Origin of the sequence: Bartonella raoultii (assembly GCF_019659805.1) — a bacterium.
GTDB lineage: Bacteria > Pseudomonadota > Alphaproteobacteria > Rhizobiales > Rhizobiaceae > Bartonella > Bartonella raoultii.
Map to the genome: position 1 here is coordinate 68,715 of NZ_JAIFRO010000005.1, position 16,721 is coordinate 85,435.

Sequence of the window (16,721 nt, forward strand, 5' to 3'; positions counted from 1 at the left end):
TTATTGCGCTTTTCTGAACAGCAATAATGTGTGTATTTCTTTATGCAAAATATACATGTTTAGTATATGCGAAGATACCTCCACGAATATCACAACTTTTTAAATTCTGTGTTTATAAGGAGCAAGTTTATGCAGAAAAAAATTTCTTCAATCAGTTGCAGCCCCTTTCCCGCCTCACGTAAAATTTATCAACAAAGTCTTCTCTTTCCTGATGTGCATGTTCCATTGCGTGAAATTTCATTAACAGAAGGCAGTGGTGAAAAGCCTTTAAATCTTTATGATACTTCTGGCCCTTATACTGATAAAAATATGACTATTGATCTTACAAAAGGCTTACCCAAAATTCGTTCCTCTTGGCTTTCTAGACGTGCCGATACAGAATCTTATCTTGGACGACCAGTCAAACCTGAAGATAATGGATTAATCCATGATAAAAATCCTATACCATCTTTTAAAGAGAAGAGAGCCATTTTACGTGCAAAAAATGGCAAGGTAATAACACAAATGGCTTATGCCCGCGCAGGTATTATTACCGAAGAAATGGAATATGTAGCTATAAGAGAAAATGAAGGTTCCCTCTTAAAAGATCAAAAAACTGTACAATCAAATAAAACATTGGATGGATCAATACCAGAAGTTTATACTGCAGAATTTGTTCGCAATGAAATTGCCTGCGGACGCGCTATTATTCCGCAAAATATCAATCATCCAGAATGCGAACCAATGATTATTGGACGCAATTTTCATGTTAAAATTAACGCAAATATTGGTAATTCAGCCGTAACATCCTCTATGGAAGAAGAAGTGGATAAAATGGTTTGGGCTATTCGTTGGGGAGCCGATACAGTTATGGATCTCTCAACAGGGCGGAATATTCATAATATTCGTGAGTGGATTATTCGAAATTCCCCGGTTCCTATTGGGACGGTTCCTCTTTATCAAGCACTTGAAAAAGTACAAGGTATTGCTGAAAATTTAACATGGGATATTTTCCGTGATACTCTTATCGAACAAGCAGAACAGGGGGTTGATTATTTTACTATTCATGCGGGATTACGATTACCATTTATTCCTTTAACTATTGATCGTATAACAGGTATTGTTTCGCGGGGCGGTTCTATTATGGCAAAATGGTGCCTACATCATCATAAAGAAAGTTTTCTCTATGAACATTTCGATGAAATTTGTGATATCGCACGCACCTATGATATCTCTCTTTCCTTAGGAGATGGACTACGTCCTGGCTCTATCGCTGATGCAAATGATGAAGCTCAATTTGCTGAGCTTAAAACATTGGGAGAATTAACAAAAATTGCTTGGGAAAAAGACGTACAGGTCATGATTGAAGGACCTGGACATGTACCAATGCATCAAATTAAAGAAAATATGGAGCAACAACTCGCTCTCTGTCATGAAGCACCTTTTTATACTTTGGGACCTCTTACAACAGACATTGCTCCTGGTTATGATCATATTACATCAGCAATTGGTGCTGCTATGATTGGATGGTTTGGCACTGCTATGCTCTGTTATGTAACTCCTAAAGAACATTTAGGACTTCCCGATAAAAATGATGTCAAAACTGGTGTGATTACTTATAAAATTGCGGCGCATGCTGCAGATCTTGCCAAAGGTTTACCTAGAGCACAATTGCGCGATAATGCTCTATCACGTGCACGATTTGATTTTCGATGGCATGATCAATTTAATCTTTCTCTTGATCCAGAAACAGCTTGTGCTTTTCATGATGAAACAATGCCTAAAGATGCACATAAATTGGTACATTTTTGTTCTATGTGTGGACCAAAATTCTGTTCCATGCGTATTTCGCATGATATACGTGAATCTGCGGCCATAAGAAAGGCAAAAGATGAAGGAATGGCTGCTATGGCTAAAGAATATCAAAAGAATGGAGACCTTTATATGGACATGGTACCTCTTCAAAAAAAGAAAGCAAACAGTTGAAAAACATTCTTATAAAAGGTGCAGGTATAGGTGGTTTAACAGTTGCCTTTATGTTACAAAAAACAGGAGCCTCTGTTACTATATCTGCTCCTCTTCACTCTCCTATAGGAACTGCAAGTTGGTACGCGGGAGGTATGTTATCTCCTTATTGTGAAAGAGAAAGCTCTGAACAAATCGTCGAAGATCTTGGCATAAAAGCCATACAATGGTGGTATAAAACTTTTCCCAATCTTGTTATACAAAAAGGCACTTTAGTTGTTGCACCAGCGAGAGATAAAGAAGAGCTTGAACGCTTTTCAATGCGTACACACAAATATAAAATCATAAATAATAGAGAAGAGATAGCTCTTCTTGAACCAGATCTTGCAGAACGTTTTAATTGTGCACTTTTTTATGAAAAGGAAGCACATATTGATCCTCGCAAAGCGCTTATCACTTTAAAAGAACACCTTATAAAAAATGGAGCTTATTTTGTTGATACAGAAATACCTGAAACAAATTTTGATATTATCGTTGATGCAACTGGAATAGCACGTTTAGGAAAAGACAAAAATATACGTGGTGTTCGTGGTGAGATGCTACTTCTACAAAGCACAGATATTACAATTTCTCGTCCAATTCGCCTTCTCCATCCACGTTTTCCACTCTATATTGTCCCTCGAGAAAATAATATTTTTATGATTGGTGCAACGATGATTGAAAGTGAATTTGATGGCGCTATTTCAGTGCGATCTATGATGGAACTGCTCAACGCTGCCTATACGTTACACCCTGCTTTTGCAGAAGCAGAAATCATTGAATCTGGTGTTGGTGTCCGTCCATGTTATCCTGATAACTTCCCTTCTGTGTATAAACATGATAATCATATTTTTATTAATGGATTTTATAGACATGGTTTTCTTTTATCTCCAGAAATGGCAAAACGAGCAATAAAATTGGCGTTGGAATAAGGCATGCAAATATTTGTCAATGGTGAAAAAATTCAAACGGAAGTTACTTCTCTTGATCTTTTGCTAAAAGAGTTAGGTTATGAAGAAAATTGGCTTGCCACTGCTGTGAATGCTGAAGTTGTTCCTATAAATGCACGAAGCCAATTTATCTTGCATGAAGGAGATAAAATTGAAATTTTAAGCCCAATGCAAGGAGGATAAAACAATGCTGAATCTCTATGGGCGTAAATTCTCTTCTCGTCTTATGTTAGGTACAGCGCAATATCCTGCACCCATTATCCTTCGTGATGCTATTTGTAAATCTGCTACAGAAATTGTAACTGTTTCATTGCGTCGAGAAACTGCAGGGAGTAAACAGAGCGGACAATTTTGGCAATTTCTTCAAAAACTGGATATAACAGTACTTCCCAATACCGCAGGTTGTTATACTGTAAAAGAAGCTGTTACAACAGCAAAACTTGCACGAGATCTCTTTAAAACATCTTGGATTAAACTCGAAGTTATAGGTAATCCCGATACTTTACAACCAAATGTTTTTTCCCTCATCGAAGCAGCACAAATTTTAAACAGTGAAGGTTTCAAAATTTTTGCTTATACAACCGATGATCTCATTGTTGCTGAAAAGCTTTTCGATGTGGGATGTCAAGTTATTATGCCTTGGTGTGCTCCTATTGGATCTGCTAAAGGCCCTCATAATACTGATGGATTGCGTTCTATTCGTGCTTACCTTCCTGATGCAACTCTTGTGATTGATGCTGGTATTGGACGCCCATCACACGCTACGATTGCTATGGAACTGGGTTATGATGCAGTCCTTCTTAACACTGCAGTTGCAAAAGCAGGTGACCCTGTGTTAATGGCTGAAGCCTTTTCTAAAGCTGTTCAAGCAGGGCGTATGGCATATAAAGCAGGAATTCTTGAAGCGCGTAATGTAGCAGTCCCTTCAACGCCGGTCATTGGAAAAGCTGTATTTTGATGAAATTGGATCCATTTTACCTCATTGTTGACAATGCTGACTGGATTGAACGTTTGGTTCCTCTTGGTGTTAAACTTATACAATTGCGTATAAAAAACGAAGATCTTAAGACAGTTAGCAAACATATCAAGCGCGCAAAAAAACTATGCGCGAAATGGGGTGTACAATTAATTATTAATGATCATTGGAAAATCGCAATTGATGAAAAATGCAATTTTATTCATCTTGGACAAGAAGATCTGAGGCATGCTGATCTTCATGCAATTCGTAAAAACGGTATCAGATTTGGTCTTAGCACACATGATGAACATGAATTGGATACCGCACTCTCTGTTCATCCTGACTATATCGCGCTCGGTCCTATTTATCCGACAATTTTAAAAAAAATGAAATGGAAACCTCAAGGATTAGAAAAAATTAAACAATGGAAAAAACGAATTGGTACCTTACCTCTAGTTGGCATTGGTGGACTGACGCCAGAACGCGCAATTGAAGTATTAACAGTAGGCGCCAATAGTGCTGCTGTTGTAACGGATATTATGCTTCATAAAAAACCTGAAGAGCGTGTACAACAATGGATAAAGGTAACAAATGCATGGCGTTAATGCCTTCAATTCTTATTGTTGCTGGTACAGACCCAACAGGAGGTGCTGGTATTGTTCGAGATATAGAAACAGCTGCTCATTTTCACATAAAAGCAAATTTAGCCATCACCTGCGTTAATGTACAAGATGATAATCATGTCGCTGAAATTACCCCAATGAGTGAAAAACTTATCATCAAACAAATGCGCGTTGCCTTAGAAGCCAATCCAATAAGCGCAATAAAAATTGGTATGACAGGTAGTCAAGGAATTATAGAAGGAATTTGTCATGTATTAGAAGACTATCCCCATATTCCTGTTATTCTTGATCCTGTACTGATCGCTTCATCAGGGGGTAAACTAACCGTAGAAACAATCAGAGAAATTATGCTCAACAAACTTCTCCCTCACATTGACCTTTTAACACCTAATAAAGAAGAACTTGCTCTTCTCAGCCAAAGTCCATTAGCATCTCATCATAACCACGCAATACAACAAGCCCAAAAACTGTTGTCATTTGGTCCACGTTTTATATTGATAAAAGGTGGACATGAAAATGGTCCTCTTGCGATTGATAGCCTCATTAACAAAAATGAAATCATCAATATTTCCGCACCACGCTTAACTGGAACAATGCGTGGAACAGGTTGCATCCTCTCTAGTGCTATTGCAGCACATTTAGCATTGAATGAGCCAATTATTGAAGCTGTAAAAAAAGCAAAAGCATATACCCATACATTGCTTTTAAAGCATTGTAAAAAAAAGCGTTAATTCACACTATCTGTTTCTTAATGCCATGCTTTGGTATTTTAATTAAGAGAGATGCGCAACAAAGTATCACAAAGCTTGAAGAATAGTTTTATCTGGTCTATTCATTAAAGGGTATGGTGATAATAAAAAGATAATGTAAAACTAAATGCAGTACACAATCTCATATGAAGAACTTTTAAACTTTTATAAAGAAAGTGGTGCTGATGCTGTTGTGACCAATACGCCCATTAATCATTTTCATCAAGCATCTATTCCAGAAAAAAAATTAAAACAGACCATTGTCATTCCCCACTCTCAACAAGCGCACTCAACTGTAAAAGCACAACCCTCTTCATTACAGAACGCCAATACCACTCAATATGTACTTTCGGCTATAGAAATAGCAAAAAAAGCACGCACACTTGACGAATTAAAATCTGCCCTTCTCGCTTTTAATGGTTGCTCATTAAAATTAACAGCAAAAAATACTTGTTTTGCAGATGGAAAAGCTGGAAGCCCACTTATGCTCATCGGAGAAGCACCAGGGCGTGAAGAAGATATACAAGGTATTCCCTTTGTTGGAAAAGCGGGTATACTGCTCAATAAAATACTTGCTTCTATCGGTCTTACAAGACAAGATGTCTATATAACCAATACTATACCATGGCGCCCACCAGGAAATCGTACACCAACCCCAAGAGAGATTGCCTTATGCCGTCCTTTTGTTGAACGGCATATTCAATTGGCTACCCCTCGGGTGATTATTGCATTAGGTGGTGTTGCGGCACAATTTCTTACCAAAACGCAAAATGGAATTATCCGAACAAGAGGGAAATGGCTTACCTATATAGGAGAAGATGAAGCTAAAATACCTGTTATGCCAACCTTTCACCCTGCTTATCTTTTGCGAACGCCCAGCCAAAAGAAACTCACATGGATGGATTTTCTAGAAGTTAAAAACCATTTAAATAACCTCTCGTAATTTCTTCATCTCTCTCATCATAGAATAGAAATATTTTAAAATTATTCACACTTTTTAAATTATAGCTAGAGAAAATTATGACACAATCTGCAACACCTATTTACCGCTTAGAAGATTACCAACCAACCCCCTACACCATTCCTAAAACACAGCTTCACTTTTGTCTGGAACCAACAAAAACTTACGTGACAGCGACATTATTCATTGAAAAACGTCAAAACACACAAGAAAAAATACCTCTTATACTTTCTGGTGATGATCTTACTCTCATTTCTATTGCTCTTAATGGCAAAACATTAGACAAAAGTGCTTATAATGTGACTCCTTCACATTTAGAGATCATAACGCCTCCAACAACTCCTTTCACATTGCAGCTCGTCACACAACTCAATCCTGAAAGCAATCGCCAACTTATGGGACTTTATCTTTCAAATGGTGTTTATTGTACACAATGCGAAGCGGAGGGATTTCGTCGTATTACTTATTTTTATGATCGTCCAGATGTTCTTTCTACCTATATGGTAAAAATTGAAGCAGATTTGCAAACAATCCCGATCTTGCTTTCCAATGGAAATCTTGTAGAAACAGGAACTCTTCAAGGCAATCGCCATTTTGCTATTTGGGAAGATCCTTATCCAAAACCATCTTATCTCTTTGCTCTTGTAGGTGGAAATCTAGATAAATTAGAAGACCATTTCATTACCACATCTGGTCGACGCATTAAACTTGGCCTTTATGTAGAAAAAGGAAAAACCAAACGAGCACTTTATGCAATGGACGCACTTAAACGTGCTATGCATTGGGATGAACAACATTTCGGTCGTGAATATGATCTTGATATTTTTAATATTGTAGCTGTTTCTGACTTTAATATGGGTGCAATGGAAAACAAAGGTCTAAACATCTTTAATGATAAATATGTTCTTGTAGATCCTAAAACAGCGACAGACAATGATTATAGAAATGTTGAACGTATCATTGCACATGAATATTTCCATAATTGGAGTGGCAATCGTATTACTTGTCGTGATTGGTTTCAACTTTGTTTAAAAGAAGGTTTAACTGTTTACCGTGATCAAGAATTTTCCTCGGATCAAAATATACGTAGTCTACAAAGAATTAATAATATAAAAACACTGAAGTCTACACAATTTACTGAAGATGCTGGTCCACTTGCTCATCCTGTACGTCCACGCCAATATAGCCAAATTAACAACTTTTACACTACAACCATTTATGAAAAAGGTGCAGAAATTGTTCGCATGGTACGTACTATTTTAGGTGCTACTCTCTTTCGAAAAGGGATGGATCTTTATTTTCAACGTCATGATGGACAAGCTTGTACAATTGAAGATTTTATAGCCTGTTTTGCTGAAGTCTCTCATCAAGACTTCTCACAATTTATGTTGTGGTATGAACAAGCCGGAACACCTCACGTAGAAATTAACCACCATTATAGTGATGGTATTTTAACAATTCATGCAAAACAACATATTCCTGAAACACCGCAACAAAACAAAAAAAAGCCGATGTTTATCCCTATCGCATTTGGCTTGTTAGGACAAAATGGAGAATCCCTTACCTATAAAGCTGATGCCAATATTCAATCAGATATTATGCTTCTCTCCAAAGAAAGCCAAACTTTTACATTAAAAAACGTATGTGAAAAGCCTGTTTTATCACTACTTAGAGATTTTTCTGCACCTATCAATTTACAAACTCCATTTAATGAAAATGACCTAATCTTTTTGGCTAAAAATGATCATAATCATATCAATCGCTGGCAGTCTCTTAATCGTTTAATGATGCAAGCTTTGATTCAAATGATCCAAGATAAAGCACAAGTAAATGAAGCCGTGCCCCCTTCTTTGCTTAATCTTATTGAAATCATCATCACAGATGAAAGTCTAGAACCTGAGTTTCGTGCATTTTGTTTAAATTTACCTAGCGAAATTGAGCTTACACATACAATTGGTGAAAATATTGATCCAGAGCGCATTCATCATGTACGAAATCAATTTTTGTCTTCCATAGCAGGTGTTCATCAAGAACTCTTTACAAAAATTTATGTACAAATGGAAATAGAAGAACCTTATTTACCCAATACTGAACAAATTGGAAAACGAGCTTTACGGAATATAATATTAGACTATCTTTCCATTGCAGAAAACAATCCAAATCGCGCTGCTTTGCAATATGAAACAGCTCATAATATGACAGATCGTATAGCGAGTATGACTGTTTTAGCGAAGCATTTTTATGGAAGTAGGCAAACACAAAATGCTTTAAATGATTTTGAAAAACAGTATCAACATGATCCTTTAATTATGGATAAGTGGTTTTCTATCCAAGCAATGGTTGCAGGAGCCTCAACACTCAATCATGTTCAAAACCTCATGCAACATCCACTTTTTTCAAAAGATAACCCCAATCGTGTGCGTTCTTTAATCGGTGTCTTTGCCTCTAACAATTTAACAGGTTTTCATAGAATAGATGGTGCAGCCTATGATTTTCTTTGCCAAGTTATTTTAGAAATTGACAAAAAAAATCCACAGCTTGCTTCGCGATTACTGACAATGATGCGCTCTTGGAGACAATTTGAACCTATTCGGAAACAAAAACTTGAAACCGCATTAAAAACAATTGCTGTAGTGCCCCAATTATCAAGCGATGTAGCAGAAATTATCTCTCGTCTTCTTGCTTACGATAAAAATATTTATTAATCAATCGGTTATAAATATTACTTTTAAATAATATCAGTGAATTATTCACCCATAATCAGCCTCTAAACAGATATGTTCTAATCTGTTTAGAGGCTCTGTTAAAATTCCTTTTTGTTCTCATAATCCACACTCAATAAAAGTAAAATACCTTTTTTTAAAAAAAGACTGGACAGAGGACTCCTGTTTTGATTCATTGCACCCAATGGGGTTTTATTATGAGTATTAAAACAGTTTTTACAATACATTATTGCCTAATTAAAGGAACGAAAAATGGCTAAACTGGACGCATATAATGCGCCAACAGAAGTGTATGCTGATTCAAAGTCTGGTGCTCAAAATCGTAAAGCACGGAAAGAGCGCATCAACCTACTTTATGGCCCTATCTATCACAAACTTCTTTCTCTTGAGCCTTGGCTACGACGTTTCTTTCCATTTATCATTATTGTATTTCTGGTTGTGTTCGCAGCAATTCGCTTTTTCTCAATCTATGACTGGCGTCATACGATTGAAAAAAATACGCATTCTACAATTACTCTCCTATCTGCACACATTATCAATAGCATTGATCGTGACTTACTTGCTATTACGGAGAAAGGAAAAGCTGAAACTCTTTCACATGATCACTTACAAAGTATCCTTACTCATTTTCGCAATCAAGGCCTTATAAATCCCTATACTCTCATCGCTATAATTGATCAAAAAGGCAATGTCTTAGCATCATCTAGTTCAGAAATAATTATAGGAAAACCTTTACAAGATTTTATTTCTCCAAGTACTGCTTTACAAACTAGTGGACAGCATGCTGGTGTCATGCAAATCACAATGGGTCAAAACGAGCCTGCTGTCGCTTCATTTTACCAAACAAAAAATGGGCAATATGGTGTATTCGTCAGTGAAAAAATACAACATACTTTTATAGAATGGCGTAAATTCTTTTCATTAAATATAACTCTATTTATAGGAACGAACGCTATCATTCTCACTCTTCTTTATGCTTATTATAATCAAATTACACGAGCACGTCATACAGACCTTATTGCAGAAAAAATTCAAAACCGTATTGATATGGCAATGATGCGTGGACGTTGTGGACTATGGGATTGGAATATAGCAAGTGGGCGCGTTTATTGGTCAAGAGCAATGTATGAAATGCTTGGCTATGTGCCTCAAGATGCTTTGCTTTCTATTTCTCAAATTAGTGCTATTATTAATCCAAATGATGCCAATTTTTTTGACCTTGCTCAGGAATTAATGGGTAAAGGAAAAAAGCATATTGATATTAATATTCCTATACGTCATGCAGATGGTCATTATGTATGGATGCGTATTCGTGCCGAAGTTACTGAAGAAGAAGAGCCTCATTTAGTTGGTATTGCCTTCGACATTAGTGAACAGCGTCAACTTGCCGAACAAACAGCGCAAGCTGACCTTCGTATTCGCGATGCTATTGAAAATATTTCAGAATCTTTTGTTTTGTGGGATGCAGAAGGACGTTTGGTTATGTCCAACAGTAAATTTTGTGAATATGCCTCTATCCCTAAACAGATTCTACAATCAGGTATCGAACGTGCAACCGTTGAAGCTATGGCTCGACCAGCAATTAGTGAATATCCCCTAAAAGATGATGGCGCCGGTAACTTAACTAGTATTCGCCAAACTGCGGATGGTTATTGGCTTAAAATTAATGAACGACGTACCCAAGATGGAGGACTTGTTTGTATTGGTACTGATATTTCTGAGCTAAAACAACAACAAGAAAAGTTTGAAGATAGCGAAAGACGCCTTTTTTCTTTTATTCAAGAACTCAAACGTGCACGAGGAAACGCTCAGCAGCGCGCAACAGAAGTTGAAAAACTGAATAAAAGTCTAAAAGCAGAAAAAGAACGTGCCGAAAGTGCCAATAAAGCTAAATCAGAGTTTTTAGCCAATATGTCCCATGAATTACGTACACCACTTAATGCCATTCTTGGTTTTTCAGATATCATGTTGCAATCCACATTTGGTCCTCTTGGTTCACAACGCTATAAGGAGTATATGCACGATATTTACAATTCAGGAACCCACCTTCTCACACTCATCAATGATATCCTTGATATGTCAAAAATCGAAGCTGGAAGATTTACTCTTGATTGTAAAAATATAAATCTTGAGCCCATCATCAGTGAAGCAATACGTACACTTACACCACAAGCTCAAGAAAAAAATATTGCTGTTACAACAAATATTACTTCTGAACTTCATGCAGAAGTTGATGGTCGTGCCATAAAGCAAATTTTTCTTAATCTCATCTCTAATGCTGTTAAATTTACCCCCTCTGGTGGAAGTATTGATGTTTGTGCTTTCAAGAAAAAAAATAGTCTTGTTTTTACAATTAGAGATACAGGGGTTGGCATCCCCTCATCTGCAATCAAAAAACTTGGCCAACCTTTTGAACAAGTTGAAAATCAATTCACAAAAACCCATACCGGTTCAGGCCTTGGATTAGCAATTTCACGCTCCTTGCTAGAACTCCACAAAGGAAAACTTGAAATTACCTCGCAAGAAATGAAAGGAACAACTGTCACCATTACAATGCCGATTAAACAAAGTTAAAAAAGTTTAACTTCTTTCATTTCGTTCCCGTTGTAACAAAATCTGTTTTCGTTCAACACCCCAACGATATCCTGAAATGAAACCATTCTTGCGCATAACACGATGACAAGGAATAATTATTGCTAATTCATTACATGCACAGGCATTCGCAACTGCACGAAAAGCATTTGGCATGCCGATATTTTGTGCTAACTCCCTATATGAGATTGTTTCCCCACACCTTACATTACACAATGCTTCCCATACTTTCTGCTGAAAGGCTGTACCACTTATATCTAAAGAGAAATCATATTTCTTTACCAATTTAGGCGTTTCTATCATTGCTATAATATGTGCAATTTCTTTTTTAAATATGCCATCATCAGTAACTTGTTGCACATTACCAAAGCGTACTATAAATTCCTGTGATAATTGTTCTACCGTATCTCCTAGTGCTATATTACAAATCCCTTTTTGGGACTTTGCCACCAAAAGCTTTCCTATTGATATGTTTTTTAGACAAAATATTTTTTTTTGAGGAATACTTATCATTGTATTGCTCTTAAATTTTTAAAGATTTTAAACATCATAAATAAAATAGAGAAAAAGGAAGCTATTATGACTCTGTTTACAAAATTAAATAAATTTTCCTTTAAGCCTTCTCTTTAAGCATTAACCAAAACGCTATCTGAATCCTTTCATGAAAACTGAAGTGAATAATAAGCTGACATGCTTGAAGCTCAATTGTTCTAAAAAATCAAATAATAAACATCTTAAGATGTTTAATTTTAACCCATGATAAACTACCCAATAAATATTTTTTTCTAAACCTAAAATTATTTATCTTTTAGTATAAAAATAACATCTCTCATGAGAGCAATAACATATTTATATATAGGTTATCTTATAGGTAACATATTGCTTTATATTCTTTTTTTAAGCTTTAACCTCTGTAAATGAAAGTTTGGAATAAGGATGCTCAATACACATCATAAAGAAGACTTTTGCCAAATTTTTCTCTTTCTTTTTTGTTTCTATTCCGTTTTATCAAAAGATAACTATTAGCCACTCTAAAATAAAAGCCCCATTCGGAAATGGGACTTTTGGGTCATTAAATTCTACGATAATTTAAAATTTGTAAGCAAGACCAACGCGAAAATCATTAGTTTTATAACCCATTTCAACTTTATCATGTACAAATTTCTTCTTACCAAAATCTGAGTAACGATATTCTGCACGCATAATAATGTTATCAGTCATCGCAAAATCAATACCACCACCAAGAGTATAGCCAATCATCGTCTTTTTTTCATCATGTAACAAATCAGAAGAACCACTCTCTCCACCTTCTCCATCAGATTCTTTAAAAAAACTATTACGAAGCTGTGTATAAGAAATACCCCCAGCAACATAAGGCATAAAACGATCAACAGAAAAACCCAACTTTACCCGCGTAGCACCAGTCCATTTTTGTTTTAAAGTGTGATGTATAGTTTCAATAAAAACCGCTGGAGGATCCTTCTTAGGAAGCCCTCTTAAACTTTTTTCTTCTAAAGCTTGTGGAGCTTCCTCAGTTTGAGCTTCTTTTAAAAAACTGATGTCTTTTGTGTCTTTTCTCTCACCCCACATTATATCCGTATCAATACCTATAACACAGCCATTGTTGATATCAATATTTGATCCTGCATAAATACCGCCAATAAAACCAGAAAGTTTAGGTATAAGCCTTTTTTCAACAGGATTCCATTTTCCTAGGCTCTTGTTTTTTAAATAATTTTCACTAGTTTTACCTGAAAAGTTACCAACTTGACCTCCAAGGTAAAATCCAGTCCAAGAAAAAGCAGATGCTGCAATGACGGGCGCCGGCTGTTCAGATATAATAATATCCGCAACCTACACTAAAGAAACTGAAATTAAAGAAAAAATAGATGTTGCGATTAAGTATTGTGTAGCCATAGTTGCTCCCCTAAAAGCTTATTTGACACATAACGCTAAATAGTTTCATATTTTTTTAAAAAATTAAGCAATATTATATTTTTTTGCATTCACTATGTATTGTATAAAATAGTTATAGTAATAAATGTTTTTAAAATATATTTCTTAATAAAATATAGAAATACGTTATTATATATATAATAAGTAAAACTTTGTGATACATATGTAATTCTAATAGATAACAATATTTATTCTATTGAAATATATAAATTATTAAAATAATGTATAATTAATAAATGATATTAAATTGTATTACTTTTATACCTTATATCATCATAATAATATATTCAATATTTCATAACTTGCGTAAAAATAGAATATACTGTTTGCCCAGTTTCTTTGATTAATTTTTCAATACGTTGTAAATCAGGTTCTCCGACACTTTGTAATAAAAGATCGCTTAGTCCAGGTGGCATATCATTAGAATCAAGAGTATCATTTAAGCAAAGCCGTATAATTTGGCTTAAATTTGTATAAAGGCTATAAGCATAGCGTAGATCAGAAATAAATGGCATCTTAAGAAAACTATTCGGCAAATGAGATAAAATATCTGCCGTAGTTCTTCCAATTTTAAACTCCAGAATATGTGTAATAAGAGCAAATTGAGCAATGAATTCCAGATCCATGATACCACCAGTCATTGTTTTCAAATCCCATTGATTTTCTGGTGGTTTTTCTTTTTCAATCAAATTATGCATTTCACATACTGCTTTTGCTACATCTTCCTTATTACGAGAAAAAGCAATAATTGTACTTACTTCATTTTCTAATTTTTGTAAAAAATCGCAATCCCCTGCAATACCTCGTGCCCGTGTTAAAGCAAGATGTTCCCATATCCATGCTTCACTGCGATAATATTTTTTAAAAAATTGAAAAGAAACAGCAACAGGTCCTTTATTGCCTAATGGACGCAGTCTTAAATCAACGGGATAAAGAATGCCTTGGCTTGTAAAAGCCGATAAAGCTGCAACCAAACGCTGTATCAAACGTGTATAATATTGAGAAATATAAAGAGGTTTTTCTCCATCTGATATTTCTGCATCCTCATCATGTTCATAAAGTAAAATAATATCAACATCTGAACCAGCCGTCAACTCACGACTTCCAAGCTTTCCCATACCTAGTATACCAACACGTCCTCCTTTAATATTGCCATGAAGACGAGAAAACTCCTCTTGAACTGCAGAAAATGTTTTTGCAATCATAAGATCAGCAAGCGCCGTAAAAGCAAAACCAGCTCTTTCTCCCGTAATTGCACCGTTTAAAATCCGAATACCAATCAAAAAACGTTGTTCATCAGCAAAAACCCTTAAATGATCAAGAATTTCTTCGTAAGAAAGGATCCCTTCAAGAAAATATTCAAGACGTTTTTCTAAATAAGCTTTTGTTGGCAGTTCTGACAAAATGCTTGGATCTAACATACCATCAAAAACATGTGGTTTACGTGTAATAATTTCTGCAAGACGTGGAGCAGCTCCCATAATAAGCACTAACATATCCAGAAGAGAAGGATTAGATTGCAAGAGACTAAAAAGCTGAATTCCTGAAGGCAATCCTTGTAAAAAACTATCAAAACGCAACATCGCTTCATCAGCCCGTTTTGTTGCTCCAAAAGCTCTTAAAAGCGCTGGCGTTAATTCCGTTAATCTCTCACGCGCTTCAGCAGATTGTGTCGCTTTATATCGTCCACAATGAAGTGTACGCATAATACGACAAATATCACTCGCTCTTTCAAAACCTAGACGGCTTAACGTTATTAATGTTTCTGGATCATCTTCTTCACCGGTAAAAACTAAATTGCCAATTTCTAAACCAAGTTCTTTTTCATTCTCAAACAATGCTGCATAATGTTTTTCAACGACATGAAGCGTTTTTAATAAGTCACTGACAAAGCCACTTCTTTCTTGATAGCCCATCAAATATGCAACACTCGTAAATTGAGAAACATTATTTGGAAGAAGATGTGTTTGTTCATCTGCAAGCATTTGAATACGGTGTTCCACATTTCGTAAAAAAATATAACTTTTTACAAGACTATCTCTAGTTTTCTCATTGATCCAACCAAGCATGTAAAGTTCTGTTAACATGGCAATTGTCTGACGTCCACGTAATTGAGGGAAACGACCGCCAGCAATGAGTTGTTGTGTTTGGACAAAAAACTCAATTTCACGAATACCACCTCGTCCTAACTTTACATTATGGCCATAAGCTGCGATTTGACCATAATTTTTATAAGCATGAATTTGACGTTTAATGGAATGAATATCAGCAATAGCAGCGTAATCTAAATATTTCCGCCATACATAAGGAAAAAGCTCTTTTAAAAAATGAGCTCCTGCTTTTTTATCCCCAGCGACTGGACGTGCTTTAATCATAGCAGCCCGCTCCCAATTTTGACCACGTCCCTCATAATAACGCAATGCAGTCCTTACAGGTAAAGCTAAAGGTGTCGAACTAGGATCTGGTCGAAGCCGAAAATCGAGACGAAAAACATATCCATCCGCAGTACGTTCTTGAATGATGCGGATCAATCGACGTACCATTTTGGAAAATACATCGACACTCTCAGAAAGAGTACCGATATGAGATGACATTTCATCAATAAAAACAATGAGATCAATATCAGAAGAATAATTAAGTTCTCCTGCCCCTAACTTTCCCATCCCTAAAATGATTAAACCACAATCTTTTTCTGGGTTTTCACGACTAGATAAACTTATCTTCCCATGGTCATGCGCTTCTCTTAAAAGAAAGCGTAATGCTACGCTTAACGCTATTTCACCCAAACGTGTTAACCAAGTACATGAAATTTCATAAGTAAAAACACCACTCAAATCAGCTAAAGCAATGAGAACGTGTGCTTCTCGCTTTTTACGTCTTAAAGTAGCCATTAATAAATTTTCATAAATAGACTCGCTCTTATCAATGATTGCAATATCATCTATAATTTCTCTCAATCTTGTTTCTATATCAAGATTCAATAGGGGACTTAGATAGGATGGGTTAGCTATTAAAACCTCACGTAGAAAAGGAGATAAAGTCATAACTGCACTAATAAAATCAATCTGCTTTCCCTTTTTTAATAAAGTGGAAACAAGCGAGTCTAAATTTTCTTTTATTGCTTGTTCTGTAAGATCTTTCAGCCATTGAGAACCACTGTTGTCAAGAGGAACTAAAGGGAGAAGTTGTGTTTTTAAAAAAGCTTTTTTCATCTGCACTTCCATGA

At 35.8% G+C, this 16,721-nt stretch carries 12 protein-coding genes; 9 read left to right on the forward strand and 3 right to left on the reverse strand.

From position 1 onward, the window contains the following. Positions 1-129: 129 nt before the first annotated feature. The 9 genes from thiC to K3248_RS05750 all read left to right on the forward strand — a co-directional run bounded on the left by thiC (position 130) and on the right by K3248_RS05750 (position 11,521). Positions 130-1,965, forward strand: a complete 1,836-nt coding sequence (gene thiC / locus K3248_RS05710; RefSeq protein ID WP_220717423.1) for a phosphomethylpyrimidine synthase ThiC — start codon at positions 130-132, stop codon at positions 1,963-1,965. Then, positions 1,962-2,915, forward strand: a complete 954-nt coding sequence (locus tag K3248_RS05715) for an FAD-dependent oxidoreductase (protein WP_220717424.1) — start codon at positions 1,962-1,964, stop codon at positions 2,913-2,915. The genes thiC and K3248_RS05715 overlap by 4 nt, the downstream gene beginning before the upstream one ends. A 3-nt stretch (positions 2,916-2,918) precedes the next feature. Next, complete coding sequence (gene thiS, locus K3248_RS05720; protein ID WP_220717425.1) at positions 2,919-3,116, forward strand: sulfur carrier protein ThiS; 198 nt, start codon at positions 2,919-2,921, stop codon at positions 3,114-3,116. Between the two features lie 4 nt (positions 3,117-3,120). Further along, on the forward strand, positions 3,121-3,891 hold the full coding sequence (locus tag K3248_RS05725; RefSeq protein ID WP_220717426.1) for a thiazole synthase: 771 nt from the start codon (positions 3,121-3,123) through the stop codon (positions 3,889-3,891). Next, complete coding sequence (locus K3248_RS05730) at positions 3,891-4,496, forward strand: thiamine phosphate synthase (RefSeq protein WP_220717427.1); 606 nt, start codon at positions 3,891-3,893, stop codon at positions 4,494-4,496. Before K3248_RS05725 ends, K3248_RS05730 begins: the two co-directional genes overlap by 1 nt. After that, the gene (locus tag K3248_RS05735; protein ID WP_220717428.1) at positions 4,487-5,245 is read left to right on the forward strand and encodes a hydroxymethylpyrimidine/phosphomethylpyrimidine kinase; all 759 of its coding nucleotides are present in this window, start codon (positions 4,487-4,489) and stop codon (positions 5,243-5,245) included. The genes K3248_RS05730 and K3248_RS05735 overlap by 10 nt, the downstream gene beginning before the upstream one ends. Positions 5,246-5,390: 145 nt before the next feature. Further along, a complete protein-coding gene (locus K3248_RS05740; protein ID WP_220717429.1) occupies positions 5,391-6,206 on the forward strand; it encodes a uracil-DNA glycosylase in 816 nt (271 codons plus the stop codon). 77 nt (positions 6,207-6,283) lie between these two features. After that, positions 6,284-8,929 carry an aminopeptidase N gene (gene pepN / locus K3248_RS05745; RefSeq protein WP_220717430.1) on the forward strand — a complete coding sequence of 882 codons (2,646 nt, stop codon included), beginning with the start codon at positions 6,284-6,286 and terminating at the stop codon, positions 8,927-8,929. 270 nt (positions 8,930-9,199) lie between these two features. Beyond that, positions 9,200-11,521, forward strand: coding sequence for a PAS domain-containing sensor histidine kinase (locus K3248_RS05750; RefSeq protein ID WP_220717431.1), 2,322 nt, complete (start codon positions 9,200-9,202; stop codon positions 11,519-11,521). A 6-nt stretch (positions 11,522-11,527) separates the two neighbouring features. Here the strand turns inward: K3248_RS05750 and K3248_RS05755 are convergent, their stop codons facing one another. The 3 genes from K3248_RS05755 to K3248_RS05765 form a co-directional block, all read right to left on the reverse strand. Then, positions 11,528-12,052 (reverse strand): methylated-DNA--[protein]-cysteine S-methyltransferase, encoded by a 525-nt coding sequence (locus K3248_RS05755; RefSeq protein ID WP_220717432.1) that lies wholly within the window; start codon positions 12,050-12,052, stop codon positions 11,528-11,530. Positions 12,053-12,628: 576 nt separating this feature from the next. Further along, a complete protein-coding gene (locus tag K3248_RS05760) occupies positions 12,629-13,384 on the reverse strand; it encodes an outer membrane protein (RefSeq protein WP_371875515.1) in 756 nt (251 codons plus the stop codon). Between the two features lie 398 nt (positions 13,385-13,782). After that, positions 13,783-16,707: a bifunctional [glutamine synthetase] adenylyltransferase/[glutamine synthetase]-adenylyl-L-tyrosine phosphorylase gene (locus K3248_RS05765; protein WP_220717433.1), complete on the reverse strand. Its 2,925-nt coding sequence runs from the start codon at positions 16,705-16,707 to the stop codon at positions 13,783-13,785. Between the last annotated feature and the right edge of the window lie 14 nt (positions 16,708-16,721).

What these genes read in the sequence shown, in the direction of transcription:
- thiC (WP_220717423.1), top strand. Translation starts at nt 130, where the DNA reads ATGCAGAAAAAAATTTCTTCAATCAGTTGCAGCCCCTTTCCCGCCTCA.
- pepN (WP_220717430.1), top strand. Translation starts at nt 6,284, where the DNA reads ATGACACAATCTGCAACACCTATTTACCGCTTAGAAGATTACCAACCA.
- K3248_RS05765 (WP_220717433.1), bottom strand. Translation starts at nt 16,707, where the DNA reads ATGAAAAAAGCTTTTTTAAAAACACAACTTCTCCCTTTAGTTCCTCTT.
- K3248_RS05725 (WP_220717426.1), top strand. Translation starts at nt 3,121, where the DNA reads ATGCTGAATCTCTATGGGCGTAAATTCTCTTCTCGTCTTATGTTAGGT.
- K3248_RS05730 (WP_220717427.1), top strand. Translation starts at nt 3,891, where the DNA reads ATGAAATTGGATCCATTTTACCTCATTGTTGACAATGCTGACTGGATT.
- K3248_RS05750 (WP_220717431.1), top strand. Translation starts at nt 9,200, where the DNA reads ATGGCTAAACTGGACGCATATAATGCGCCAACAGAAGTGTATGCTGAT.
- K3248_RS05740 (WP_220717429.1), top strand. Translation starts at nt 5,391, where the DNA reads ATGCAGTACACAATCTCATATGAAGAACTTTTAAACTTTTATAAAGAA.
- K3248_RS05735 (WP_220717428.1), top strand. Translation starts at nt 4,487, where the DNA reads ATGGCGTTAATGCCTTCAATTCTTATTGTTGCTGGTACAGACCCAACA.
- thiS (WP_220717425.1), top strand. Translation starts at nt 2,919, where the DNA reads ATGCAAATATTTGTCAATGGTGAAAAAATTCAAACGGAAGTTACTTCT.
- K3248_RS05755 (WP_220717432.1), bottom strand. Translation starts at nt 12,052, where the DNA reads ATGATAAGTATTCCTCAAAAAAAAATATTTTGTCTAAAAAACATATCA.